We start from the raw sequence: 24,992 nt of genomic DNA, 5'->3' as shown, positions 1-24,992 counted from the left end.
AGACGCCCGCCGGAGAGACGTGGTCAGCTGCCGTGCGAAGTGTCGTACCAGGTCATGTTCAGGGGCTTCTGGAAGAACCATTCGCCCGTCGACTTGTTCTTGCGGAGGTTCACGACTCGCTCGCCGGTGACGCCCGCGTAGTTGTAGTAGTCGTAGGTCGCGTCATAGGTCTCGTACTTCAGGCGGCGCTCGGCGCCGTTCCAGCTCTGCGAGCCGACCCAGCCATCCACGTCGATGGTGGGCGCCCCGGCCGGGCGGTTGCTGTTGTACTGCTTCTGCCAGTTGATCGTCGCGTTCGCCGACTGCGAGCCGAACTCACCGTCGATGTCCGCCTGCGGGAGAAGCTTCTCCGCGTAGAGGATGGTCTGCCACAGGCGTACCAGGTTGCCGGTGTTGACGCAGGTGCTCACCGCGCAGAGCTGGTCGTTGTCGCTCCAGCTGCCGTAGACCTTGTGCGCCGAGGCCGGAACGCCGGCCGCCGCCGAGATGCCGAGCGTCACGGCCGCCGTCAGGAGCAGGCGCGCGAGGTTCCGTCGAAGCATGCGGGTTTCTCCGTTCGCCGATGTGCTTGCCTCGCCGACCCTGGCCGACTCCGGTACGCGGCGGCAACGAGGTTGCGGGCCACCGCAAACTGCGTGGCAGAGGTCGCTGCGAGATTCTCTGCGATCTCCCGGCAATAGGAATGAAGTGTTCCTAATGGCCTTCTAGCGTGAGCGGCATGAGAATCCTGATCGCCGGATCCACCGGCACCGTCGGCCGCCAGATCGTCGCCCAGCTCGTTTCGCAGGGACACTCGGTACGGGCACTGACCCGCAATCCTGAGGCCGTGTTGCCCGGTGCGGAGATGGTCGTCGGCAACCTGACCGACCCCAGCACCCTCGCCGACGCGTTCGACGGCGTCGAGGCCATGCACCTGATCAGCTTCGACGGCGGCGGCTACCAGCCGCTCACGACCGGTCCGCAGATCGTCGAACTGGCGACCCGGGCCGGGGTCAAGCGAGTGACCGTGCTCGGCGGCAAGGACGAGTCCGGCGTCGAGCAGGCGTTGCACGACAGCGACCTGGCCTGGACGGTGGTGCAGCCGGTCGAGTTCATGGGCAACACCTTCAGCTGGATCCCCGCGGTGCAGGCGGGCGTGATCAGCGAGCCGTTCATCGACCGGCGCAGCGCGATGGTGCACGAGGCAGACATCGCCGCCGTCGCGGTCGCCGCGCTGACCGAGGACGGTCACGGCGGGCAGACCTACACGGTCACCGGCCCGGAGGTGCTGACCGTTCCGGAGAAGGTCGAGATCCTGAGCAAGGCGATCGGGCGCGAGATCGATCTCGTCGAGCTGACCGAGGCGCAGGCGCGGGAGAAGTGGGCGGCCGACGGGCTGGCCGCCGACATCATCGACTTCCTGATCTGGGCGTACGGCAACACGCCGGAGGTCGGCTACACCGTCGTCTCCACCGTGGAGGACGTCACGGGCAAGCCCGCTCGGGCCTTCGCGCAGTGGTGCGCGGAGAACGCTCCGGCCTTCGGCTGAGCATTCATCGAAGCCGGGACGCGGCGGTCGCCGTGTCCCGGCTTCGCGCGCTGCGCTGTGCGTATCAGCTGATCATGCTGGATTGTCTCCGTGCGTGAGGGTCTCCCAGGCGACGAACAGGTTGTTGGTCCCAGCCGGGCGTTGCTGGAGGGTGAGCGCCTCGGTGTTGGTCATGCCGTAACCGAGCCGGTTGTGCATGGCGTTGTAGCCGACTTCGGTGATCGGGCCGAGGCCGAGTTTCAGCGAGCCGCCGCAGAGCCACGACGGCACCGCCGCGCCGCGCTGGTAGGTGGACTGGAAGCCGAGCGCCTGGCGCAACCGCTCCCCCACCTGGGGGTAGAGGTCTTGGCCCTGGATGCGCGAGGTCTCCGCGACGTGCGAGATCGCCGAGATGCCGTAGCCGGTGTGGGTGAAGTCGCGGCAGGTCTCCTGGGTCAGCCCGGTGACGAAGGTGGACTGGCCCTGCCAGTAGCCGATGATCTCGCTGCTGGTGTCGAGCCCGCTGCCGGGGACGGTGTAGGGCAGCGAGCCGTCGCTCGTCAGATAGACGTACGCGTGCACGCGGTTCAGGTAGCGGGTGACCGCGGCGTTGTAGCTGGTGCGGTCGTCGAGGAAGACGGAGATGCCGACGGCAGCCTCCATCATGGACAGTTCCCAGTTGCCGTTGCTGTTGGAGCCGTTGCGCACCTCGGGCAGGTACACCGTGCGAAGCATCGTGGCGAACCGGCCGGAGTTGGGCCACGACGAGTAGGTGTACTTGATGATCTCGGCGGCGCGGGGCCACACGGAACCGGCCCAGCCGGTCTGGAGCGGGGCGTTGGAGTTCGTGTGATCGGTGATCACCGCCGACCAGGCGTCCATGAGCTGGATCGCCTTCTGCGCGTACGCGGAGTTGCCGCTGATGTACCAGGCCAGTGCGTCGGTGTACGCCGCGATGGCGTCCTCCCGCTCGTCGGTGCACCCGTAGTTGGGGTTCGAGTAGGAGCCGCATTCGACGACCGACCTCGGCGCCGGCGTACGCGACAACGACGCGTACCGGCTGGCCAGCATCGCGTTGTACGCCGTGGTCCACGGCTGCGCGCCGGCCCGCACCTTGCCCTTGACGAAGTCGAGCTGTGCCCGGCTCACCAGTACTCCAGGGTGGACGAACCCGGCCGAAGTCCCGGGCAGCGTCCACTGCTGGTTGGCGTTGCCGCTGCACGACCAGATCTGCAGCGCGGTCCCGTCGGCCGAACTCTGCCCGGTGGCGTCGAGGCAGGTGCCCGATCCGGCGTTCACGAGCGCGGTCCCGGTCTGATTCCACTTCTGGGAGTTCCCGCCGGCGCAGTCGTAGATCTGGACCTTGGTGCCGTTGGCCGTTCCGGCTGCGGCAGCGGTGAGGCACTTGCCGAGGGCTTGGATGGTGCCGTCGGCGCCGACCACCCACTGCTGAGCGTTGGTGCCGTTGCAGGTGTAGAGCTGGACCTGGGTTCCGTTGGCGGAGTTCGCCGCCGCCACGTCGACGCACTTGCCGCCGATTCCGGTGATCGGGCCGGTGCCGGTGACCGCCGCCGCGGCCGTCGGGGTCAGCTGGCCGCCGGTGACGGTCACCGCCGCGGCGAGGGCGAGCGCGGCCAGCAGGCGGGAGAGGGTGGGCATGGCGTGCTCCCTTCACAGGAGATAGCGCCTCATCAATTAGGAAGGCGTCCGAACAGATCGGCCGACCCAGATTGCCACCCAGGGGCTCATTCGTCAACGCATGGACATGCGCCCACATATGTGGACGTCGGCTGCCGCCCTCCCCGGGGTTGGATCAGGGTTCTCCGTCGAATCTTGGCCCACGATTCGACGGAGAACCCTGATCCGGCGGGAAACCAGCGCGAGCGGGTCAGGCCGCGACGACCTCCGCGACCACGCACGCGACGTTGTCGGGAGCGCCGGCGGCGTACGCCTGGGCGATGAGGTCGTCCACGACGTCGCCGACCGCCACGGACCGGCCCAGTGAAGCCCGGATGGCGTCCTTGTCCACCACGGCGAACAGCCCGTCGGTGCACAGCAGATAGCGGTCGCCCGCCCGAGCCTCGCGTACGCTCAGATCCGGCTCCGCCGCGCCCTCGTTGGTGAGCGCACGGATCAGCTGAGCGCGCTGCGGATGCGCCATCGCCTCGTCGTCGGTCAGCCGGCCGCTGTCGACCAGGGACTGCACATAGCTGTGGTCGTGGGTGAGCTGGAACAGCTGTCCGTCCCGCAGCAGGTAGACCCGGGTGTCGCCGATGTGCGCCAGGCCCAGCTGGGAGCCCGACCAGGCCAGCGCGGTCAGCGTGGTGACGGCCTGACCGGACGGGTCGTCCGCGGCGATCTCGACGAGCCGCGCCTGCGCCCGATCGATCGCCTCGGCGAGCGCCGGGAGGAGGTCACCGGTGGGCAAGTCGCGCAATGCGCCGACGGCGGCGGCGCTGGCCCGGTCGCCGGCCGCGCCGCGCATGCCGTCCGCCACGGCGAGCAGCCGGTCGTCGGCGTACGCGGTGTCTTCGTTGGTGTCACGTCCGACGCCGGGCTCCGTGCGCGCGGCGTACCGGATGGTCAGTGGGGTCGGCATGGGTTCGGCCCTTCCGGAGAAGTGGTCGACGAGGAACGAGGCGAGCCGGTCCCGGGTGGCCGCTTCGGACGCGATGACGTCCCGATAGCGTTCGATCTCCTTCGCGGCCGCGGTGGGCGTCGCGTCGCAGACCACGCGGATCAGGTCCAGCGGCATGCCGAGCCGGCGCAGCCAGGCGATCAACCGCCCGCGGTCGAGCTGCTCGGGGTGGTAGTACCGGTAGCCCGTCTCGGCGTCGACCACCTCGGGCGGCAGCAGCCCGAGCTTGTCGTAGAGCCGCAGCGCCCGTGGTGACAGCCGCACGGCGCGCGAGAACTCGCCGATCGTGAGCACCGTTCGTCCGCCTCCCTCGTCGCGCCGGACCGGCGGCCCGGCAGACCCATGGTGGGGCTTGACCCAAGGTGAAGGTCCAGCGTAATCGGCCCGTGGGGTGGTGGGAGACGCGCGTCACAGCCGCCGATGTCACATCTCGCCGCGCTGTCTCGTCGGGAGGGTATGAGCAATGAGCTGGACATTCTGCGCCGCGACTTCAGCGGCGACATCATCGAGCCCGACAACGCCGACTACGCGGCCGCCAGCCGGTCGGTCCTGGTCGTCGGCAGCCCGGCGTACGTCCTGCGGCCCAAGACCGTCGCCGACGTGCAGGCGGCCGTCGCGTTCGCCACCTCGGCGGTCCTCCCGCTGGCCGTGCGCGGTGGCGGCCACGCCTTCGCCGGGTTCGGCACGAACGAGGGCGGTGTGGTCGTCGACCTCAGCCCGCTCGCCGAGGTCGAGGTCCTCGACGGCCATGTCGTGCGAATCGGCGGCGGCGCGACCTGGGGCCAGGTCGCGACCGCGCTCGCCCCGCACCGCCTGGCGATCTCCTCCGGGGACACCCGCAGCGTCGGCGTCGGCGGGCTGACGCTCTCCGGCGGCATCGGGTGGAAGGTCCGCAAGCACGGGCTCGCCCTCGACGCCCTGGTCGCGGCCGAGGTGGTCACCGCCGACGGCCGAGTTGTACGCACAACGGAGGCGGACGATCCGGACCTGTTCTGGGCGATCCGGGGCGGCGGCGGCAACTTCGGCATCGTCACCGCCTTCGAGTTCGCGGCGCATCCGACGACCGACGTCTTCTTCGGCCGGATCTCCTTCCCCGCCGCGGAGGCGGAAGCCGTCCTTCAAGGCTGGGCGGAGTATCTGCGTACCGCGCCGGCCGAACTGACCTCGATCGTCGAGCTGGCCAACCCGTTCGCGGGCGGCAACGCCGCGCCGGTCGAGGTCCGGGTCGCGTTCGACGGTGACGACGCCGATCTGGCCGCCCAGGCGATCGACCCGATCCGGCGGCTGGGCACCGTGCTCGCCGACGAGGTGGCGTTGACGGCGTACGCGGATGTGCTCGTGGACGGCATCGCCCCGCCGCCCGGCATCGCACTGTTCACCCGAAGCGGCTTCGTCGAGCAGGCTTCCGTGCCGACGGTCCTGCGGACGCTGGCCGAGGTGGGCGCCTCCGAGCGGCCGCCGTTCCTCGCCGTACGCAGTCTCGGCGGCGCGGTCGCCGAGGTGCCGGCCGACGCGACGGCGTACGCCCATCGCTCGGCGGAGCTGATGGTGCTGACCACCGTCGCCGGGCCGAAACCGGTCGTGGACGGCGCCCGGCCGGGGCTCGACGCGTTGTGGGGACGGCTCGCGCCGCACGTCAGCGGGGCGTACGCCAACTTCCTCGCCACCGCCACCGAGGCGGACGTCGCGGCGGTCTACCCGGCCGCTACCTATGATCGGCTGGCGGCGGTCAAGCGGCAGTACGACCCGGGCAACCTCTTCAGCGGCAACCACAACGTCCGGCCCGCCTAGCTCGTCCCCTTCGCCCTCTTGCGTTTATCCGGGATATCGCGGCCTCACATTCCCACGGAGGCCGCGATATCCCGGATGACGCGCCCATCCCCGAGTCTGGGGTGACCTGACGCCCATTTTCTTGACTGATTCCAGAAAACGGACCAGACTGCGGGTGATTACCCACAGGTGAGCCCGGAAGGAATCCGATGTCAGACAACCACGACGCCGTAGTCCACGACGCCGAGGCCGGGGCCGAGTCCCGCTGCCCGGTCGCGCACGGACGGGCGCCGCATCCGACTCAGGGTGGCGGCAACCGCGGCTGGTGGCCGAACCAGCTCAACCTGAAGATCCTCGCCAAGAACCCGGCCGTGGCCAATCCGCTCGGGGTGGCGTTCGACTACGCCGCGGCGTTCCAGTCCCTCGACCTCGCCGCGGTCAAGCGTGACATCGCCGAGGTCCTGACGACCTCGCAGGACTGGTGGCCGGCCGACTTCGGGCACTACGGCCCGTTCATGGTCCGCATGGCCTGGCACAGCGCCGGCACCTACCGGATCAGCGACGGCCGTGGCGGCGCCGGCGCCGGGCAGCAGCGCTTCGCCCCGCTGAACAGCTGGCCGGACAACGGCAACCTGGACAAGGCGCGCCGCCTGCTGTGGCCGGTCAAGAAGAAGTACGGCCAGGCGATCTCCTGGGCCGACCTGATGATCCTGACCGGCAACGTGGCGCTGGAGTCCATGGGCTTCAAGACCTTCGGCTTCGCCGGTGGCCGCGCCGACGTGTGGGAGCCCGACGAGGACGTCTACTGGGGCCCGGAGACCACCTGGCTCGGCGACGCCCGCTACAGTGGCGAGCGCGAGCTGGAGAACCCGCTGGCCGCCGTCCAGATGGGCCTGATCTACGTCAACCCGGAGGGGCCTAACGGCAACCCGGACCCGATCGCCGCCGCGCGGGACATCCGTGAGACGTTCCGCCGCATGGCGATGAACGACGAGGAGACCGTCGCGCTCATCGCCGGTGGTCACACCTTCGGCAAGACCCACGGCGCCGGCCCGGCCGACCACGTGGGCGCCGAGCCGGAGGCCGCGCCGCTGGAGGCGCAGGGCCTCGGCTGGAAGAGCACCTACGGCACCGGCAAGGGCCCGGACACGATCACGAGCGGTCTCGAGGTCACCTGGACCACCTCGCCGACACAGTGGAGCAACAGCTTCTTCGAGATCCTGTTCGGCTACGAGTGGGAGCCGGCGCAGAGCCCGGCCGGTGCGCACCAGTGGGTCGCGAAGAACTCCGCCGAGATCATCCCGGACGCGTACGACCCGGCCAAGAAGCACCGCCCGACGATGCTGACGACCGACCTGTCGCTGCGGTTCGACCCGGTCTACGAGCAGATCTCGCGGCGTTTCCTGGAGAACCCGGAGCAGTTCGCGGACGCGTTCGCCCGCGCCTGGTTCAAGCTGACCCACCGCGACATGGGCCCGGTCGTGCGTTACCTCGGCCCTGAGGTCCCGTCCGAGGTGCTGATCTGGCAGGACCCGTTGCCGGCCGCCGACTACGAGCAGATCGACGCGAACGACGTCGCCGAGCTCAAGCGGCAGATCGCCGGCTCGGGGCTGTCCGTCGCCCAGCTCGTCAAGACCGCGTGGGCGTCCGCTTCGACGTTCCGGGGCAGCGACAAGCGCGGTGGCGCCAACGGTGCCCGGCTTCGCCTGCAGCCGCAGAGCGGCTGGGAGGTCAACGAGCCCGACGAGCTGGCCGTCGTCCTGAGCGCGCTCGAGGGCGTGCAGCAGCGGTTCAACGCCCAGGGCACGAAGAAGGTCTCGCTGGCCGACCTGATCGTCCTCGGCGGCTCGGTGGGTGTCGAGCAGGCGGCGAAGGCCGCCGGTCACGAGATCGAGGTGCCGTTCACGCCCGGCCGGGTCGACGCCACGGCCGAGCAGACCGACGTCGAGTCGTTCGCGGCGCTCGAGCCCACGGTGGACGGTTTCCGTAACTACCTCGGCAAGGGCCACCGGCTCCCCGCCGAATTCCTGCTGGTCGACAAGGCGAACCTGCTCACCCTGAGCGCGCCGGAGCTGACCGTACTCGTCGGCGGCCTGCGGGTACTCGGGGCGAACTACGGCAACTCCTCGCTCGGCGTCCTCACCACCACGCCCGGAGTCCTGACGAACGACTTCTTCGTCAACCTCCTCGACCTGGGCACGGAGTGGACGCCCACCGGTGACGACCTCACCTACGAGGCCCGCGACGCCGCCGGCCAGGTCAAGTGGACCGGCAGCCGGGCCGACCTGGTGTTCGGCTCGAACTCCGAGCTGCGCGCGGTGGCCGAGGTCTACGCCAGCGACGACGCCCGGGAGAAGTTCGTCGGCGACTTCGTCGACGCGTGGGTCAAGGTCATGAACCTCGACCGGTTCGACCTCGCCTGACAAACCCCGAGTCCAGGCCGGCCCGCACGGGTCGGCCTGGACTCATTTCGTACGCGGATTGCGCAGGACATACCGCAGGAATCCGCTGTGCTGGGTGTAGCTGTCGTAGAGCATCCGGGCCCGATAGTTGGTCTCGCGGGTCTGCCAGGACAGCGACGACCAGCCGCGTACGCGGGTCTCCTGCCACAGCCAGTCGATGAGAGCCCGGCCGACACCGCCGCCGCGGACGGCCGGATCGACAAAGAGGTCCTGCAGGTAGCAGCCGGGCGCCAACGCCGAGGTGCTGTCCTGCAGCAGGTAGTTCGCGATGCCGATGACGCCCTCGCCCGGCCGCTCGGCGACGATCGCGGACACCGATCCGGCCGGGTCGAGGATGCGCGACCAGGTCTGGCGGGTGATCGCCTCGACTGGTTCCCGCTCGTAGAACCGGGTGTAGGCGTCCCACAGCTCCCGCCAGCGCGGCTCGTCGGCGGCTTCGGCGGGGCGGACGGCGACCGGGAACGACATGTCGATCATGATAGGCAGAGGCGCCGGACGGATTGCCGTCCGGCGCCTCTGGTGATTCAGCGAGGCTTACTCGATTTCGACCAGCCGGCGGCGGGTCGCGACCATCATCAGGCCGCCGCCCAGCAGCAGCAGCGAACCGGCGACGATGAGGATCGAGCCGAACGAGCTACCGGTGGTGGGCAGCATCTCGATCGTCGTCGGCGAGGGCGACGCGGTCGGGCTGGTGCTCTCGGACGCCTCCGGCGACGGGCTGGTCGACGGGCTCTGCGAGGTCTCCGGCGACGGGCTGGTGCTCGGGCTCTCCGACGCCTCCGGCGACGGGCTGGTGCTCGGGCTCTCCGACGCCGACGGGCTCTCGGACACCTCCGGCGACGGGCTCACGCTCGGCGACTCGGACACCTCGGGCGACGGGCTGGTCGAGGCGCTCGGGCTCTCCGACACCTCCGGCGACGGGCTCGTCGACGCGCTCGGGCTCTCCGACACCTCCGGCGACGGGCTGGTGGACGCGCTCGGCGACTCCGACACCTCCGGCGACGGGCTCGTCGACGCGCTCGGCGACACCGACGGCGAGGCGCTCGGCGACGGCGTGACCGGCGTACCGGGGCAGGTGTGGCTCAGGTTGAACGTCTGGACGTCACTCGGCACGATGTCCGCACTGGCGGCGGTGAGCCGCCAACCGGCCGTCGTCACGAGGTACGCGTGCTTGTACAGCGCCTTGGAACCGTTGCCGGCCTTGTCGAGCCAGCCCTTCCAGCCCGCACCGACCGTCGGGTGCGCCGCGTCCTTGCTCACGATCGTGCCCGTGACGTTGCCGTCCGCGGTCGAGAAGGTGAACGTCAGGTTCGTGAACTCGGCCTTCTCCCCACCGTCTGGCACGATGAAGTGCCAGCCGTCCTGCGACGACGTCCGATCGCCGAAGCCGTCACACGCGTGCTCGCTGAATTCGGCGGCGGTGGTGTTGAGGTGATCGTCCTTGATCGTCGCGGCGAAGACGCCGACACCGAGGGTGACCGTCCCGACGACCGCGAGGACGAGCGGAATGCCCACTCGGCGGATATAGGGGCTGAAACGTCCTGCTGACACGAATGCTCTCCGAGGGTGATCGACAATGCCAGCGCACCGTAACCAGGTCGACGAGGAGGCGGCATCGGCTGCCGCCGCCATACCTCACCGACGAACGTTTTCCCAGGTCAACCGATGGGTGGAAGATCATGTCCGAATCGCGATCTTGATGCGCTCTCCGGACGATGTCCGTCACGGCCCCGTGTCACGGTCGCCCGAGTTGGCGAACCTACCGTTTGAGCAGGTCATCCACGGTAGAAAGGGGGCATGGCCACGTACAAGGTTGGATATTTCGTCGGCAGCCTCTCGTCGACCTCGATCAACCGTGAACTGTCCAAGGCGCTGATCCGGCTCGCGCCGGACGACCTCGAGTTCACCGAGATCCCGATCGGGAACCTGCCGCTGTACAACCGAGACTTCGACACGGCGTACCCGCCGGAGGCGGTCGAGCTGAAGGAGGCGATCCACCGGTCCCAGGCACTGCTGTTCGTGACTCCGGAGTACAACCGGTCGATCCCCGGGGCGCTGAAGAACGCGATCGACTGGGCGTCGCGGCCGTGGGGTCAGAACGCGTTCGACCACATCCCGGCCGCCGTCATCGGGGCCAGCATCGGGCAGATCGGGACGGCGCTGGCTCAGCAGAGCCTTCGGGGCGTGCTCTCCTTCTGCAACGCCCGGCAGATGACCGCGCCGGAGGCGTACATCCAATACACGCCGGAACTGTTCCCCGGCGACGGCGCGGTCACCGATCCGGGCACCGCGAGCTTCCTTTCGGCGTACATGTCGGAATTTCGCGAGCACATCATGCGCGTGCTCACGGTGCTGCCCCGCGAAGCCGGAGTTCCCGCAGCCTGATCAGCCGTTGGCATAGAGGCAGAACGGGTGACCGTCCGGGTCGAGCATGACCCGGACCTCGTCCTGAGGCTGGAAATGCGCGGGCGTCGCGCCGAGCTCGACGGCGTGACCCACCGCGGCCGCCAGGTCTTCGACCTCGAAGTCCAGGTGGAGCATCTGCTGCTGGCGCCCCTCGGCGGGCGGCCAGGCGGGCCGCACGTACTCCGGGGAGTCCTGGAAGGCGATGTAGCCGACGCTGTCGGGCGGGATGATCGTCCGGCCCTCGGCGCCGAGTTCCCAGCCGAGCAGGTCGGCGTAGAACCGGGCGAGCGCCTTGGCGTCCGGGCTGTCGAGCACCACGCCCCAGTAGTCGTGCCGCTGGTCCCGTGGGGTGGAACCGTCGTCCTGGATACGTCCGCGCATGGCCTCATCTTGCCGGAGCGTGGCCCGGGTCGCAGCCGACCCGGGCCGTCGGCCACTCAGTAGCCGTAGCGGCTCTTCAGGTGCCGCCACCAGTCGCGGAACATCCACTTGTCGAACTCGGTGATGGAGGTGGCGCTGCCCGCGTTCATGATGAAGCAGCACTGGCCGGTCGGCGTCCAGTCGTAGAAGTCGTCCAGGCCGAACGTGTGCCCCATCTCGTGCAGCAAGATGTGGATGTTGTCGGTGTTCAGGTTGCCCGTGAAGTATTCGCTGCCGATCCGCTGCCCCCAGTCGCCGCCGGCGCCCCCGGTCATCCCGGCGGTCAGCCACAACGACATGTCGTAGTGGTGCGACGCGCCGCCGGTGCAGCCCGAATAGTTGCCGTCCTGGTGGAAGAAGCGGCCGCACGGCTCGGAGCACTGCGGCGCGTTCTCGCGGATGTTGTTGACGTAGATGTCGACCGACGTGTCGGTCCACTCCAGTTGGGCGCGGTCGCGAACGGCCCAGCCGACCACCTTCACCGGCACGGTGGCGTACGGCCAGCCGTTGTGGCCGACCATGACGTCCATCCACTTCTTGAACTGCCGAGCCAGCGCGGCGTGGATCTGGTCTCGCAGCGCCGCCGTCACGTGCGCGGTGGAATCCCAGCGTACGCAGTAGTTGATCTGCCCGCCCCCGGCGAAGACCTGATCCCAGCCGTAGTTGCGGAAGGTGTAAAGCGAGTTGTAGGTGGACTCGTAGTGCGCCCAGACCTCGTTGAGCGGTTGCACGAGATTCGACGGCGGATTCCAGCCCGTCGGGCTGACCGTGGTGCTGGGACTCGGGCTCGTACTCGCGCTGGGGCTGGCCGACGGGGACACGGTCCTCGTGGGCGAGGGCGACGCGGTCGCCGTCGCCGTCGGTGCGGCGGTCGTGGTGCTGCCGGTGCAGGCCACGCCGTTGAGCGTGAAGCCGGTCGGGATCGGGTTGGCTGCCGTCCACGCCCCGTTGAAGCCGATCGCGGTGACTCCATTGGTGGCGACGCCGCCGTTGTAGCTAAGGTTCGTTGCCGTGACCTGGAGACCGGTCTGGGCGTACGTGGCGTTCCAGCCCTGGGCGACGGCCTGCCCGGTGGCGGGGAACGTCCACTTGAGATTCCAGGCGCTGATCGGGTCGCCGAGGTTCTTGATCTCGACGTTGGCGGTGAACCCGCCCGCCCACTGTGACGGGACAGTGTAGGTGACCTGGCAGCCGGTGGCGGCGGCCTGCGCGACCGGCGTCGTCAGACCCCACGCGATCAGGGTGACGCCGGCCGTGAGGACGAGGGTGGGCGCGATGAAGCGCCGTCTGGTGATGGGCACGTGTGACTCCCGAGGCGGTTTCTGGCGCAGAAGCTGCGCGCGAACGGGTGATACACGTGGGCGAGATACCCGGCGTCTCACGACACGCAATGAGCACTGTGGATGATAGAAGCTCTGGGAGCGTTCCCACAAGGCGCCTTTTCGCGCTGGATCAGGGTTCTCGGTCGAATCATGGCGCATGATTCGACCGAGAACCCTGATCCAGGGTGGTCACCACTCGGCGTACGCGCCGTCGGCGTGCCGCCACACGGGCGACTGCCAGTCGTGCCCGATCTCGTCCGCCCGGCGTACGGCGTCCTCGTCCACCGTGATGCCGAGGCCCGGCCCGGTCGGCGGCAGCAGGTGACCGTCCCGGAAAGTGAAGACGTCCGGGTCGACCAGGTAGTCGAGCAGATCCCGGCCGACGTTGTAGTGGATGCCTAGGCTCTGCTCCTGGATGAGGAAATTCGGCGTCGCCAGGTCGACTTGAAGGCAGGCGGCCAGCGCGATCGGCCCGAGCGGGCAGTGCGGCGCCACCAGTACGCCGAACGTCTCGGCCAGCGTCGCGATCCGGCGGGACTCGGAGATGCCCCCGGCGTGCGACAGATCCGGCTGCGCCACCGCGATGCCGGCCTGCAGCACGGGGAGGAAGTCGGTCCGCGAGTAGAGCCGTTCGCCGGTCGCGATGGGCACCGCCGTGGACCGGCACAAGTCGCCGAGCAGGTGCCCGTGTTCGGGGACCAGCGGCTCCTCGACGAACATCGGCACCACCGGTTCGAGCGCCTGGATCAGTCGCCGCGCGGTCGCCTTGGTGGCCCGGCCGTGGAAGTCGATGGCGAGATCGCGGTCGGGTCCGAGCACCGCCCGGGCAGCCTCGGCCCGGGCGACGGCGTCGGCGACGTCCTGTGCGGAAGCCAGCGGCGCCACCTGCCCGGCGACGTTCATCTTGATCGCAGTCAGTCCGGCGTCGACCTGCCGCTGGACGGCGTCGGTGACCTCCGACGGCGAGTCGCCGCCGACCCAGCCGTACATGCGGATCCGGTCGCGGACCGGACCGCCCAGCAGCTCGTGCACCGGCGCGTTCCGATACTTCCCCGCGATGTCCCACAGCGCCTGGTCGATCCCGGCCACCGCGCTCGACAACACCGGCCCACCCCGGTAGAAGGTGCCCTTCGTCATGACCTGCCACAGGTCCTCGATGCGCAGCGGATCCCGGCCGATCAGCAGCGATTCGAACTCGTGCACCGCCGCTCGGACGGTGGCGGCCCGGCCCTCGACGACCGGCTCGCCCCAGCCGACGATGCCCGTGTCTGTCTCGATCCGGCAGAACAGCCAGCGGGGGGCGACGAGGAACGTCTCCAGCGAAATGATCTTCACGGTTACTCCGAGGGGAAAGCTCAGGCGAAGCGGGCGCCGAGGCCGCCGTCGACGGCCCAGTTCGCTCCGGTCACATAGGACGCGTACGGGGAGGCGAGGAAGCAGACCACGTCGGCGACCTCCTCGGGGGTGCCGATCCGGCCCAGCGGCTGCGCGTCCAGGACCCTGCGCTCCAGCTCCGGATCGGGCGAGCGGTCGAAGAAGTCCTGCACCAGGGGCGTACGCACATAGCCGGGGCTCACCGCGTTGACGCGTACGCCGTGTTCGGCGACCTCCAGGGCGAGGCTGCGCGTCAAGCCCACGAGGCCGGACTTGGCCGCGGCGTACGGGAACATGCCCCGGCTGGTCAGCGAGGAGTGCAGCGACGAGATGTTGACGATGGAGCCCTTGCGGGCGGCGATCATCGGCGGCAGCACGGCTTTGGCGCACAGCCACGCCGACTTGAGGTCGACGGCGAAGACGGTCTCCCACTGATCCTCGGTCATCGTGACCGGATCGAAGTACGCGTTCCGCCCGGCGTTGTTCACCAGCACCGTCACCGGACCCAGCTCAGCCGTCAGAGCCCGGAAGGCTTCGTCGACCGCCTTCGCGTCGCTGACGTCCGCCTGGACTGCGTACCAATCGGTCGTGGGGTGGAGGTCGATGACCCCCACGCGCGCGCCGTGCCGCTCAGCCGCCGCGGCGATCGCGGCGCCGATGCCCTGCGCACCGCCGGTCACGACGACGACCTCCCCCGCGAGCATGGCGTTCCTCCAATAGTCATACTGTATGGCGATTGCCGAACCTACGAGCTGAGGCCGACCACGTCAAGGGAGGGACAGTGACCTCGGACGCCACTCGCGGCCTGCACGGTTACCTCGTCGACCGGCTGGGCCGCATGATCGCCTCCGGCGAACTGGCCGCCGGCGCGCGCATCGTCCCGGAGGAGCTGACCGAGCGGTTCGGCGCCTCCCGCCCGGTCGTGCGCGAAGCGCTCCGGGCGCTGGAGGCCAAGGGCATGGTCCGGCCGCGACCCAAAGTCGGTACGCGAGTCCTGCCGATGCGGCAGTGGAACCTCCTCGACCGCGACGTCATCCGCTGGCGGGTCGCCGGCCCGGACGGCTCTCGTCAGCTCGACGAACTCAGCGACCTGCGGACCGCCGTCGAGGTGCACGCCGCTCGCCGATGCGCGGCGTACGCCACCGCCCAGCAAGTGGCCGAGTTACAGCAGGCGTGCGACGCGATGGCAGCCGCCGCAGCGGCCCGCGATCACACCGCGTTCACCACGGCGGACGTCGCCTTCCACACGACCCTGCTGGCCGCCTCCGGCAATGCGATGTTCCGCCACTTCACCGAACCGTTCGCCGCCTTCCTGACCGCCCGGGAAGACCTGCGTACGCTGCCCGACCAGGTCGACCCGGCCGTCGTCGACAGCCACCGCCGGCTCGTGGCCGCGATCGAGTCACAGGACGGCGACGGGGCGGCCGCGATCGCGCATGCTCTCATCGAGGCCGCCCGGGCCGAGGTGGCCGCCGCCCGGCAGCCCTGACCGCTCCCCCGCCTTCGCCAGGTTCATGATCGTGCGGACAGGGGGTTAGCGGTGGCGAGCTAGGGAGGCCGGCGTCGACGACGCCGGTTCGGCCGACGAGTCGGCCACGGCGGCGAGCTTTTCGCCTTCGACGTCCACGTTGGGCAGGATCTTGTCCAGCCAGCGCGGCAGCCACCACGCCGCCTTGCCCAGCAGCGACATCAGCGCCGGGATGACGGTCATCCGGACCACGAACGCGTCCACCAGCACACCGAACGCCAGGGCGAAGCCGATGGACTGGATGAGGGTCTCGCCGGAGAAGACGAACCCGCCGAAGACGCTGATCATGATGATGGCGGCGGCCGTGACGACCCGGGCGCCGTGCCGGAAGCCGGTCACGATGGCCGATCGGGCCGACGCGCCGTGGACGTAGTCCTCCCGCATCCGGGTCACGAGGAAGACCTGGTAGTCCATGGCGAGTCCGAAGAGGATGCCGATCAGCAGCACGGGCAGCATACTCATGATCGGGCCGGTCTCCTCGACTCCGAAGACGCTGCTCAGCCAGCCCCACTGGAAGACCGCCACGACCGCGCCGAAGGTCGCCGCCACGCTCAGCAGGAAGCCGAGGGTCGCGGTCAGCGGCACGAGCACGGAGCGGAAGACGAGCAGGAGCAGCAGGAACGCCAGTCCGACGACCACGCACAGGTAGGGCACGAGGGCCGCGCCGAGCTGGGCCGACACGTCGATCGCGAGCGCCGTCTGGCCGGTCACCGACACGGTCGCGCCGGTGGCCGCCTTGAGGTCGTCGGCCTGGTCACGGATCGCGGTCACCAGGTCGGCTGTCTTCTCGTCGTTCGGTCCGGTCTTCGGGATGACCGTCACGAGCGCGGTGTGGGCCTCGGCGCTGCCGCCGGTCGGCTGGGCGTACAGGACGTTGTCCAGCTTCATCAGCGCGCCGGCCAGGGCCTGGCCAGCGGTCTGCGGGTCGCCGCCCGCGGGCAGGTCGGCCACGATCAGCAGCGGACCGTTGAAGCCCGGCCCGAAGCCCTCGGTCATCAAGTCGTACGCCTTGCGCTGGGTGGTCGACGTGGCTTGCATGCCGTCGTCGGGCAGCCCGAGTCGCAGTCCGGCGGCGGGGATGGCGAGCGCGGCCAGTCCGGCGACGGCCAGCACGAGCGCGGGCACCCGGAAGCGCACGATGAACTTCGCCCAGCGTTCGCCCATCGGGGTGGGACCGGCCTCGTCGGCCTCCGGGTCCGGCGTACGCCGGCCGAACAGGCGCCCGCGGATGAGCCGGGTGCCGGTGAACCCGAGCAGCGCCGGGAGCAGCGTGATCGCGACCAGCACCGAAACGGCGACGGTGGCGGCGGCCGCCAGGCCCATGCTGCGCAGCAGCGGGATGCCGACGACGGAGAGCGCGGCCAACGCGATGATCACGGTCAGGCCGGCGAAGACGACGGCGGATCCGGCCGTGCCGACCGCCCGGCCGGCGGCTTCCGGTCCGTTCTTGCGTACCAGCAGTTCGTGCCGGAAGCGGGAGACGATGAACAGCGAGTAGTCGATGCCGACGGCGAGACCGAGCATCAGCGCGAGGATCAGGCTGTTGGAGTTGATGTCGAACCAGCGGGCCGCCAGGGCGATGCCGGAGATGCCGACGCCGATCCCGGTGAGCGCGGTCAGCAGGGGCAGTCCGGCCGCGATGAGCGAGCCCAGCGTGACGACGAGCACGACGGCGGCGATGACGATGCCGAGCACCTCGACGATGCCGGTCTCCGGGTTGGCCCGCAGGGCGTCGCCGCCCACCTCGACAGTCAGGCCTTGATCGCGGCCGAGCTGGGCGGCGTCGAACAGCGCCTCCCGGTCGGAGTCGGTCAGCGCCATGCCCTGTACGCCGTAGGTGACCTGGGCGAAGGCGTACCGCGGGTGTTCCGGGGAGATCGTCTTCGCGGTGTACGGGTCGGCCACGTTCGCCACCTGCGGGGCTTCCTTCAGCGCGGCCACCACGGCGGAGACTGCGCTCTGCACCGAGGGGTCGACGATCGTCTTGCCTTCCGGTGCGACGAAGACGACCCGGGCGCTGGCCCCACCGGCGTGTGCTTCGGGGAAACGCTCGCTGAGCTGGTCGATGGCCTGCTGCGATTCGGTGCCCGGAATGCTGAAGTCGTTACTCGTCTTGCCGGAGAAGAGGGCGGCGCCGGCGCCCGCGACGGCGAGGAACACCACCCAGATCGCCAGGACGAGCCACCGTCGGGCGTACGCGAATCGGCCGATTCGATAGAGGAACGTTGCCATTGGAGCACTCCAATATGAGAGGTAGGCAGCCGTCATCGCGACGAAACACGCAGTTCACGGTGGGTGAAAGGCGCTCGCCTCTGCTCCTCAAACTAGCCGATCGGCAAGGCAGCGACAAGCCGATCGGCAAGGTCACACCTTGCCGATCGGCTAGCTGGCACACTTGCCGATCGGCTAGCTTTGACGGAAGGCATTCAGCGTCCTTAGAGTTGTTGAGCTGGTAGGGAGGACGCCGTGACGGGATTGGCCGAGGCCGGACCGCGGGGTCAGGAGCGCACCCGGCAACGTCTGCTGGACGAGGCGTGCCGGCTGTTCGCCCTGTACAGCTTCGCCGGCACGTCGCTGCAGATGATCGCCGACCATCTCGGTGTGACGAAGGCCGCCATCTACCACCACTTCAAGACGCGCGACGACATCCTCACCGCGGTGATCCAGCCCGCCATGGAGGAGCTGCGCACCATCATCGAGACCGCCCAGGCGCAACGGACGCCGTCGAGCCGGGCGGACACGATGCTGCGCGGCTTCGTCGACCTGACGGTCAAGCACCGCCGCCTCATCGGGATGATCGGCACCGACCCGGGCATCACCAGCGCCCTGCAGAGCCACCCGGACATCGCCGAGCTGCTGCAGCAGCCGGGCGAGCTGCTGATGGCCGACGACTCGCCGGCCTCGGAGGTCGCCGCCACGGTCGCCCTCGCCGGGATCGCCGCCGCCGCGTCCTCCCCTGTGCTGCAACGGTTCGACGACGACGCGATGCGTGAGCAGCTGCTCGCCACCGGCCGCCGGATCCTGGGGCTGCGCGCCCGACGTTCCTGACCGCACACTGCAACCCGTGACGGGGGCCTGGCCGTGTCCCAGGCGACCCATCCCCACGAGCACGGGCGGTAGCAGTGGATTTCGCGGAGTTCTACCGGGTGACCTCGCCCCGGACGCTGCGGTACGCGTACGGGTTGACCGGTGACCTCGCCCAGGCGCAGGACGTCGTGCAGGAGGCGTACATCCGCGCCTGGCAGCGCTGGCGGCGGCTCAGCGGCTACGACGACGCCGAGGCGTGGCTGCGGCTCGTGGTCTCCCGGCTCGTCTTCGACTGGTGGCGCCATTTACGCGTACGCCGCAACGCCCCGGTCGAGCAGCCGGCTGCGGTGCCACCGCCCTCCGAGGACACCATGCTCGTCGTGGCCGCGCTGAAGAAGCTGCCGGAGCGGCAACGGCAGGCGCTCGCGCTGCACTATCTGCTCGACGTCTCGGTGGCCGAGATCGCGACCGAGTTGGGGGTCAGCGAAGGGACGGTCAAGTCGTGGCTGTCGCGGGGCCGGGACAACCTCGCGACGGTCCTCAAGGCGGAGCTGGCTCAGGTCCCCGTGGGCTCCGCCGACGACGTCGCGGAGATCGGCCGCCGCCGACGGCGTACCAAGGTGGCGGCGACGGTGACCGCCGCGGGCCTGGTGGTGATCGCGGTGATCGTGCTGGCGACGGCGGTCCTGGGCCGGAACCGCACGATGCCGCCACCCACGGTCAATCCCACGGGCAGCCCGATGGAGTTCTCGACCCTGCGCCGGGTGGGCTCGATGCCGCTCGACGGCCTGGCGTTTCCGGAGGTCGCGATCGTCAACGGCCGTGCCTACGCGATCGACCTGTCGGGGACGGGAGTGACGGTGCTGTCGATGAGCCTGGCGGACGGCACTCCGGCTTGGCCGCCGGTCACGTTGCCGCCGCTCGCCGGGGGCGCGGACGGCGTGACGCCACGGATCCTGGCCACGCCGGACGCGATTCTCGTCCTGGCCGGCGCGGCGACCAGCAGCGGCTGGCAGACGACGGCGTGGATGATCGACCCGGCGACGGGCGAGCAGCGCTGGCACTTCAACGGTTCCGTGGAGCCCGACGCCGTCCAGCTCTTCCCTGGGGTCGCGGTGTTCCCGGGTGCGCGTCCGGGAACGATCGCCGGGATCGACTTGCGGACCGGCGAGACGCGCTGGCAGGTGAGCGCGCTTGCGCAGCGGGTCTTCGGCATGGGCGCTCCGGGCGATCTGGCACGGTCGGACCTCGGCGTCGGCGTGCCGGAGATGGGCAACAGTGACGGCAAGATGTACGTCGCGGACGGGCAGGGCACCATCACCGAGTACGCCGCCGCGACCGGTGTCCCGACCGGACGCGTCTGGCATGGGATCCCGCCCAACGACGGCTTCCTGGCCTACCACGGCGACATCTACATCCGCAGTGCACGCGAGTTGTACCGGCTCCACCTCGACGACGGGTCGCTGGTACGCGTGTTCACCGGCGGCGGGGTGACCGCGGTGGCGCCGTGCGACCTCGACGACGTCTGCCTGATCGACGCGACCGAGTCCGGGGGGCGCAACGTCGTCGCGCTCCACGACGGCCGGACGAAATGGACCGTCTCCGTGCCGGACGCGGCCCTCCTGGACCCGGTCGGGCTGACGCTGCGGGTCGCGCCCGTGGGCGACGGTCCGGTGATCCTGCTCGACTCGGACGGGCGGGAGGTGCTGCGGACCGCCCAGAGCAGCCGGGTGTTGCGGCTGGACGCCGGAAACTTCCTCGTCTGCGAGTGGACCGGCGACACCTCGGTCCGGCTGTCCGGCGTACCGGTCGGGACGTTGCGACAGCGGTCGCTCGGAGCGCTGGGAGTGCGGCCAGGGCAGCTCGCTGCGGAGGGCTCCGCGCTGGTCGCGGTGGTCGGCGGCGAACTGGTGCTGTACTCGATCGCGCGCTGACCGGATTCGCAGCGCGACCTGCGCGCGGTCCTGCTCGCGTTCCTGCTCGCGGTCCTGCTCGCGGTCCTGCTCGCGTTCCTGCGCGCGGTCCTGCTCGCGGTCCTGCTCGCGTTATCCGGGATAACGTCCCCTGGGGCGCGGGCGAAGGGGACGTTATCCCGGATAACGCGGGGACCACCCCACGGGGGCGATCTTGCGTTTTGCCGGTCAAATGGGTGGGTAGCAGGCAGGATGGAAAGGAGACGACAGAAAGGGCGACGATGCTGGCGTTGACCGTCCGACCCGGACAAGCCGATTCGCTGGAACTCAGCGAGATGCCCGAGCCTGAGCCGGGCCCGGGTGACCTGCTCGTGGACGCGGTCGCCGTGGGCGTCTGCGGCACCGACCGGGAGATCGCCGCCGCCGAGTACGGCTGGGCGCCGGCCGGGCAGAACCGTCTCATCCTCGGCCACGAGTCGCTGGGCCGCGTACGCACGGCTCCGGCCGGGTCGGGATTCGCCGAAGGCGACCTGGTCGTCGGGGTGGTGCGGCGGCCGGATCCGAAGCCGTGCGGCGCCTGCGCCCGGGGCCAGTTCGACATGTGCCGTAACGGCGAGTACACCGAGCGCGGGATCAAGGAGATCCACGGCTACGCCAGCGAGCGCTGGACGGTCGAGGCGGAGTACGCCGTGAAGCTGCCCACGGAGCTGGGTGAGGCCGGCGTACTCATGGAACCGACCTCGGTCGTGGCCAAAGCGTGGGAACAGATCGACCGGATCGGCGGCCGAGCCTGGTACGAGCCGAAGACCGCGCTGATCACGGGTGCCGGACCGATCGGGTTGCTCGCCGCGTTGCTCGGCGTGCAGCGTGGGCTCGACGTCCACGTGCTGGACATCGTCACCGACGGCCCGAAGCCGGAAGCGGTGCGGGCGCTCGGCGCGACCTACCACAGCGAGGCGATGGATCAGCTGACCGGACGGCTGAACCCGGACGTCATCATCGAGGCGACCGGGGTGTCCTCCCTGGTCATCGACGCGATCAGCGGCACCGCGGAGTACGGCATCGTCTGCCTGACCGGCGTCTCGGTGGCCGGTCGCAAGATCAGTGTCGACATAGGCGGCGCGAACCGGTCGATGGTGCTGGAGAACGACGTGGTCGTCGGCTCGGTCAACGCCAACCTCAGCCACTTCCAGCAGGCCGCGGACGCCCTCACCCAGGCCGACCGGAGCTGGCTGGAGTCGCTTCTCACCTCACGCAGTTCGCTGCAGGACTACGCCCACGCGTTCGAACCCGATCCGAACGGCATCAAGCACGTGATCGACATTTCCTGACATTCCCCCGGGGAGGCGCCCATGCCCGACCGTCAGATCAACATCCTCCAAGGCCGCACGTTCATGGTCAGCGACGAACGCGGCGACGTGGCCCCCAACTACGACCTGCCGGGCGGCTTGTTCTTCCGGGACATGCGCCACCTGTCGCGCTGGGAGCTGCGGCTGAACGGACGCCCGCTGGCCTCGCTGTCGGGCCAGCCCGTCGAGTACGACGAGGCCGTGTTCTACCTTCAGCAGCCGACCGGCACCGTCTACCTGAACCCGTCGCTGTCGGTGCTGCGCCGCCGGCACGTCGGCGAAGGCGTACAGGAGCAGCTCGCGGTGACCAACCACGGCTCGCGGCCCGCGGTCCTCGAACTGTCGCTGCTGTTCGACGCCGACTTCGCCGACATCTTCGAGGTCAAGGACAAGCAGGGCAAGACCGGGCGGCACTATCGGCGCATCGAGAGCGGCGCGGTCGTGCTCGGCTACGAGCGCGGCGAGTTCCGGCGCGAGACCCGCATCAAGGCGCCGGGCGCGCGGTTCACCGAGCAGTCCATGTCGTACGCCTTGGAGCTGTCCCCGACGCAGACGTGGAGTACGGAGATCGAGATCTCGGTGGCGACCGCCGCGATCCGGCCCGTTCCGCACCTCGACCATCGGCCGCAGATGCCGATCAGCATGGAGGACTGGCTCGCCCAGGCGCCGGAGCTGGACACCGACTGGGACGACCTGGTGCACACCTACCGGCGCAGTCTGATCGACCTGGCGGCGTTGCGGTTCTATCCGGACACCGTGCCGGACGCCTCGCTGCCGGCCGCCGGGCTGCCGTGGTTCATGGCGTTGTTCGGCCGGGACAGCCTGATCGTGGGCTACCAGACCCTCCCGTACGCGCCGGAGCTGTGCCGGACGACGTTGAAGGCGCTCGCCGCCCAGCAGGCGTCCATGATGGACGACGTCCGCGACGCCGAACCGGGCAAGATCCTGCACGAGCTGCGGCACGGCGAGCTGACCTACTTCGGCCAGCGACCGCAGTCGCCCTACTACGGCAGCGCCGACAGCACACCGCTGTTCCTGATCGTGCTCGACGAGTACCACCGGTGGACCGGGGACAGCGCGACCGCCTGCGATCTGGAACCGCACGCCCGCGCGGCGATCCAGTGGATGCGGGAGTTCGGCGACTCCGACGGCGACCTGTTCATCGAGTACGCCACCCGCAATGCCGAGCAGGGTCTGGCCAACCAGTGCTGGAAGGACTCGTGGAACGCGATCGTCCACCCCGACGGGACGCTCGCGACGCTGCCCCGGGCCACCTGCGAGATCCAGGGGTACGCCTACGACGCCCGGCTGCGGGCGGCCCGGCTGGCCCGGGAGTGCTGGAACGATCCGGCGCTCGCCGAGTCGCTCGAAGCGGAGGCACGGCTGCTGCGGGACCGTTTCGTCGACGCCTTCTGGCTGCCGGACGAGGGGTTCTACGCGCTGGCCCTGGACGGGCAGAAGCGCCCGGTGCCGACGCTCACCTCCAACATCGGGCACCTGTTGTGGAGCGGGATCGTTCCGCCGGAGCACGCCGCGTCGGTGGTGGAGCATCTGATGGGTCCGGCGATGTTCTCCGGCTGGGGCGTACGCACCCTGGCCGACGGGCTGACCGCGTACAACCCGATGGAGTATCACAACGGGTCGGTGTGGCCGCACGACAACGCCATCGTCGCCGCCGGGCTCGCCCGGTACGGCTTCCGCGAGGAGGCGGCCGTCATCTCGGAGGCGATGCTGACGGCCGCGGCACTGTCCGGGTTCCGCCTGCCGGAGGCGCTGATCGGGACGGCCCGGGAGCTGACGGAGATCCCGATCGCGTACCCGTCGGCGTGCTCGCCGCAGGCCTGGGCTGCCGGGACGCCGCTCATGCTGCTGCGTACGCTGCTCGGCCTGGAGCCGGACGGGGAACGGCTGACCGCCGACCCGCATCTGCCGTCGCGCTGCGGACGGCTGATGCTGCGCGGCATACCGGGCGCGTGGGGGAAGGCCGACGCCGGCGTGTAGGACTAGAAGCATGTTCCTGAGTCACCTGGAGTGTCCCCGTTGCGGCGCCGAGCTCGACGCCGACCGGCCGCAGAACCTGTGTTCCTGCGGCTCTCCCCTGCTCGCCCGCTACGACCTGCCCGCGATCGCGAACGCGGTGGATCCCGCCGCCGTCGAGCGGCGCGGTGCGGACTTGTGGCGGTATCGGGAGCTGCTGCCGGTGCGGTCGGCCGAGCACGTCACGACGCTGGGCGAGGGCTGGACGCCGCTGTGGTCCGCCGATCGCTACGGTGCCGAGATCGGGCTGAATCGGCTGCTGGTCAAGGACGAGGGCCTGCTGCCGACGGGCGCGTTCAAGGCGCGGGGCGCGGCGGTGGGCGTATCCCGGGCGCGGGAGCTGGGCATCCGGCATGTGGCGATGCCGACCAACGGCAACGCGGGCGCGGCCTGGGCGACGTACGCCGCCCGTGCCGGGCTCGCCACGACGATCGCCATGCCCTTCGGCGCTCCGGTCATCACCCGGCAGGAGTGCCTGGTCGCCGGGGCGGATCTGCATCTGGTCGAGGGCGTGATCAGCGACGCCGGGCGACTCGTCGCGTCCCTGATCGCCGACGCGGACGGGGCGATCTTCGACGTGTCCACGCTCAAGGAGCCCTACCGCATCGAGGGCAAGAAGACGATGGGGCTGGAGATCGCCGAGCAGTTGGGCTGGCGTACGCCGGACGTGATCCTGTATCCGACCGGGGGCGGCGTGGGGCTCATCGGCATCCACAAGGCGCTGCTCGAACTGCGTACGCTCGGCTGGCTCTCCGGTGAGCTGCCCCGGCTGGTGGCGGTGCAGTCGACCGGCTGCGCGCCGGTGGTGAAGGCGTACGACGCGGGACTTCGCCAGGTCGAGGCGTGGCCCGACGCGTCCACTGTGGCCTTCGGGATCAACGTGCCCAAGCCGCTGGGCGACGAGCTGATCCTCGACGCGATCGCCGAGAGCAACGGCACCGCGATCGCCGTCGACGACGCCGACATGCTGGCGGATCTGCGGGAGTTCGGGCGGCTGGAGGGGCTCATGCTCTGCCCCGAGGGCGCGGCCTGTCTGACCGCCGCGCGGCTGCTGCGCGACCGCGGCTGGCTCGACGCCGACGACGAGGTGGTGCTGCTCAACACCGGTGCGGGCGTCAAGTACCCCCTCGACCTGTGACTGCGGCACTGGATCAGGGATCCGGGTCGAATCTTGGGCCAAGATTCGACCGCGAACCCTGATCCAGCGCTCTCGGTTAAGGCTTCACAGGCCGAGTGTCG

At 69.9% G+C, this 24,992-nt stretch carries 20 protein-coding genes and 1 pseudogene; 11 read left to right on the top strand and 10 right to left on the bottom strand.

The annotated features are described in order from the left end of the window. Nucleotides 1-23: 23 nt before the first annotated feature. Entirely contained in the window at nt 24-542 is a 519-nt protein-coding gene (locus tag AB0H43_RS31950; RefSeq protein WP_360005472.1) for a hypothetical protein, read from the bottom strand. 176 nt (nt 543-718) lie between these two features. On the opposite strand from AB0H43_RS31950, the gene AB0H43_RS31945 reads away from it, so the two are divergent. Beyond that, nucleotides 719-1,528, top strand: a complete 810-nt coding sequence (locus tag AB0H43_RS31945; protein ID WP_360005470.1) for an NAD(P)H-binding protein — start codon at nt 719-721, stop codon at nt 1,526-1,528. A 72-nt stretch (nt 1,529-1,600) separates the two neighbouring features. Here AB0H43_RS31945 and AB0H43_RS31940 read toward each other — a convergent pair whose 3' ends face one another. Both AB0H43_RS31940 and AB0H43_RS31935 read right to left on the bottom strand, forming a co-directional pair. Continuing rightward, nucleotides 1,601-3,166 (bottom strand): ricin-type beta-trefoil lectin domain protein, encoded by a 1,566-nt coding sequence (locus AB0H43_RS31940; RefSeq protein WP_360005468.1) that lies wholly within the window; start codon nt 3,164-3,166, stop codon nt 1,601-1,603. A gap of 229 nt (nt 3,167-3,395) precedes the next feature. Then, nucleotides 3,396-4,439: a MerR family transcriptional regulator gene (locus AB0H43_RS31935; protein ID WP_360005466.1), complete on the bottom strand. Its 1,044-nt coding sequence runs from the start codon at nt 4,437-4,439 to the stop codon at nt 3,396-3,398. Between the two features lie 162 nt (nt 4,440-4,601). Here AB0H43_RS31935 and AB0H43_RS31930 point away from each other — a divergent pair, with 162 nt between their 5' ends. Together AB0H43_RS31930 and katG are read left to right on the top strand one after the other, a co-directional pair. Beyond that, nucleotides 4,602-5,936 (top strand): FAD-binding oxidoreductase, encoded by a 1,335-nt coding sequence (locus AB0H43_RS31930; protein ID WP_360005464.1) that lies wholly within the window; start codon nt 4,602-4,604, stop codon nt 5,934-5,936. A 188-nt stretch (nt 5,937-6,124) separates the two neighbouring features. Continuing rightward, nucleotides 6,125-8,338 (top strand): catalase/peroxidase HPI, encoded by a 2,214-nt coding sequence (gene katG / locus AB0H43_RS31925; RefSeq protein ID WP_360005462.1) that lies wholly within the window; start codon nt 6,125-6,127, stop codon nt 8,336-8,338. Nucleotides 8,339-8,380: 42 nt separating this feature from the next. Here katG and AB0H43_RS31920 read toward each other — a convergent pair whose 3' ends face one another. Next, nucleotides 8,381-8,845, bottom strand: coding sequence for a GNAT family N-acetyltransferase (locus AB0H43_RS31920; RefSeq protein WP_360005460.1), 465 nt, complete (start codon nt 8,843-8,845; stop codon nt 8,381-8,383). 66 nt (nt 8,846-8,911) lie between these two features. Continuing rightward, complete coding sequence (locus AB0H43_RS31915; RefSeq protein WP_360005458.1) at nt 8,912-9,928, bottom strand: LPXTG cell wall anchor domain-containing protein; 1,017 nt, start codon at nt 9,926-9,928, stop codon at nt 8,912-8,914. 246 nt (nt 9,929-10,174) lie between these two features. On the opposite strand from AB0H43_RS31915, the gene AB0H43_RS31910 reads away from it, so the two are divergent. Then, nucleotides 10,175-10,762 carry an NADPH-dependent FMN reductase gene (locus AB0H43_RS31910; protein ID WP_360005457.1) on the top strand — a complete coding sequence of 196 codons (588 nt, stop codon included), beginning with the start codon at nt 10,175-10,177 and terminating at the stop codon, nt 10,760-10,762. Here AB0H43_RS31910 and AB0H43_RS31905 read toward each other — a convergent pair whose 3' ends face one another. The 4 genes from AB0H43_RS31905 to AB0H43_RS31890 form a co-directional block, all read right to left on the bottom strand. Further along, on the bottom strand, nt 10,763-11,164 hold the full coding sequence (locus AB0H43_RS31905; RefSeq protein WP_360005455.1) for a VOC family protein: 402 nt from the start codon (nt 11,162-11,164) through the stop codon (nt 10,763-10,765). Nucleotides 11,165-11,220: 56 nt separating this feature from the next. Further along, on the bottom strand, nt 11,221-12,504 hold the full coding sequence (locus AB0H43_RS31900) for a cellulose-binding domain-containing protein (RefSeq protein WP_360005454.1): 1,284 nt from the start codon (nt 12,502-12,504) through the stop codon (nt 11,221-11,223). A gap of 210 nt (nt 12,505-12,714) precedes the next feature. Beyond that, nucleotides 12,715-13,860 carry a galactonate dehydratase gene (gene dgoD / locus AB0H43_RS31895; RefSeq protein ID WP_360005453.1) on the bottom strand — a complete coding sequence of 382 codons (1,146 nt, stop codon included), beginning with the start codon at nt 13,858-13,860 and terminating at the stop codon, nt 12,715-12,717. Nucleotides 13,861-13,880: 20 nt separating this feature from the next. Beyond that, complete coding sequence (locus tag AB0H43_RS31890; RefSeq protein WP_360005451.1) at nt 13,881-14,603, bottom strand: SDR family oxidoreductase; 723 nt, start codon at nt 14,601-14,603, stop codon at nt 13,881-13,883. Between the two features lie 77 nt (nt 14,604-14,680). Between AB0H43_RS31890 and AB0H43_RS31885 the strand changes: the two genes are divergently transcribed. Next, a complete protein-coding gene (locus AB0H43_RS31885; RefSeq protein ID WP_360005449.1) occupies nt 14,681-15,388 on the top strand; it encodes a FadR/GntR family transcriptional regulator in 708 nt (235 codons plus the stop codon). A 45-nt stretch (nt 15,389-15,433) separates the two neighbouring features. On the opposite strand, the gene AB0H43_RS31880 is transcribed toward AB0H43_RS31885, so the two are convergent. Beyond that, the gene (locus AB0H43_RS31880) at nt 15,434-17,659 is read right to left on the bottom strand and encodes an MMPL family transporter (RefSeq protein ID WP_360005447.1); all 2,226 of its coding nucleotides are present in this window, start codon (nt 17,657-17,659) and stop codon (nt 15,434-15,436) included. A 234-nt stretch (nt 17,660-17,893) separates the two neighbouring features. Here AB0H43_RS31880 and AB0H43_RS31875 point away from each other — a divergent pair, with 234 nt between their 5' ends. The 6 genes and pseudogenes from AB0H43_RS31875 (at nt 17,894) to AB0H43_RS31850 (ending at nt 24,891) form a co-directional block, all read left to right on the top strand. After that, nucleotides 17,894-18,475 carry a helix-turn-helix domain-containing protein gene (locus tag AB0H43_RS31875; protein ID WP_360005445.1) on the top strand — a complete coding sequence of 194 codons (582 nt, stop codon included), beginning with the start codon at nt 17,894-17,896 and terminating at the stop codon, nt 18,473-18,475. Nucleotides 18,476-18,549: 74 nt separating this feature from the next. Then, a pseudogene (locus AB0H43_RS31870) lies at nt 18,550-18,996 on the top strand (SigE family RNA polymerase sigma factor); the annotation flags it as partial. Between the two features lie 162 nt (nt 18,997-19,158). Then, a complete protein-coding gene (locus AB0H43_RS31865) occupies nt 19,159-20,388 on the top strand; it encodes a PQQ-binding-like beta-propeller repeat protein (RefSeq protein WP_360005685.1) in 1,230 nt (409 codons plus the stop codon). Nucleotides 20,389-20,648: 260 nt separating this feature from the next. Beyond that, nucleotides 20,649-21,698: a glucose 1-dehydrogenase gene (locus tag AB0H43_RS31860; protein WP_360005443.1), complete on the top strand. Its 1,050-nt coding sequence runs from the start codon at nt 20,649-20,651 to the stop codon at nt 21,696-21,698. Nucleotides 21,699-21,719: 21 nt separating this feature from the next. Continuing rightward, on the top strand, nt 21,720-23,717 hold the full coding sequence (locus AB0H43_RS31855) for a glycogen debranching N-terminal domain-containing protein (protein ID WP_360005441.1): 1,998 nt from the start codon (nt 21,720-21,722) through the stop codon (nt 23,715-23,717). 10 nt (nt 23,718-23,727) lie between these two features. Beyond that, nucleotides 23,728-24,891, top strand: a complete 1,164-nt coding sequence (locus AB0H43_RS31850; RefSeq protein WP_360005440.1) for a threonine synthase — start codon at nt 23,728-23,730, stop codon at nt 24,889-24,891. Nucleotides 24,892-24,992 lie beyond the last annotated feature (101 nt).

This window comes from Hamadaea sp. NPDC050747 (genome assembly GCF_040654195.1).
Taxonomy (GTDB): domain Bacteria; phylum Actinomycetota; class Actinomycetes; order Mycobacteriales; family Micromonosporaceae; genus Hamadaea.
This window is presented reverse-complemented; position numbering and strand designations above follow the sequence as displayed.

Bases quoted from the DNA above. Each gene is read 5' to 3' on its own strand.
- AB0H43_RS31950 (WP_360005472.1), bottom strand. From the start codon at position 542: ATGCTTCGACGGAACCTCGCGCGCCTGCTCCTGACGGCGGCCGTGACG.
- AB0H43_RS31850 (WP_360005440.1), top strand. From the start codon at position 23,728: ATGTTCCTGAGTCACCTGGAGTGTCCCCGTTGCGGCGCCGAGCTCGAC.
- katG (WP_360005462.1), top strand. From the start codon at position 6,125: ATGTCAGACAACCACGACGCCGTAGTCCACGACGCCGAGGCCGGGGCC.
- AB0H43_RS31945 (WP_360005470.1), top strand. From the start codon at position 719: ATGAGAATCCTGATCGCCGGATCCACCGGCACCGTCGGCCGCCAGATC.
- AB0H43_RS31855 (WP_360005441.1), top strand. From the start codon at position 21,720: ATGCCCGACCGTCAGATCAACATCCTCCAAGGCCGCACGTTCATGGTC.
- AB0H43_RS31865 (WP_360005685.1), top strand. From the start codon at position 19,159: ATGCCGCCACCCACGGTCAATCCCACGGGCAGCCCGATGGAGTTCTCG.
- AB0H43_RS31910 (WP_360005457.1), top strand. From the start codon at position 10,175: ATGGCCACGTACAAGGTTGGATATTTCGTCGGCAGCCTCTCGTCGACC.
- AB0H43_RS31905 (WP_360005455.1), bottom strand. From the start codon at position 11,164: ATGCGCGGACGTATCCAGGACGACGGTTCCACCCCACGGGACCAGCGG.
- AB0H43_RS31940 (WP_360005468.1), bottom strand. From the start codon at position 3,166: ATGCCCACCCTCTCCCGCCTGCTGGCCGCGCTCGCCCTCGCCGCGGCG.
- AB0H43_RS31860 (WP_360005443.1), top strand. From the start codon at position 20,649: ATGCTGGCGTTGACCGTCCGACCCGGACAAGCCGATTCGCTGGAACTC.
- AB0H43_RS31930 (WP_360005464.1), top strand. From the start codon at position 4,602: ATGAGCAATGAGCTGGACATTCTGCGCCGCGACTTCAGCGGCGACATC.
- AB0H43_RS31920 (WP_360005460.1), bottom strand. From the start codon at position 8,845: ATGTCGTTCCCGGTCGCCGTCCGCCCCGCCGAAGCCGCCGACGAGCCG.
- AB0H43_RS31880 (WP_360005447.1), bottom strand. From the start codon at position 17,659: ATGGCAACGTTCCTCTATCGAATCGGCCGATTCGCGTACGCCCGACGG.
- AB0H43_RS31890 (WP_360005451.1), bottom strand. From the start codon at position 14,603: ATGCTCGCGGGGGAGGTCGTCGTCGTGACCGGCGGTGCGCAGGGCATC.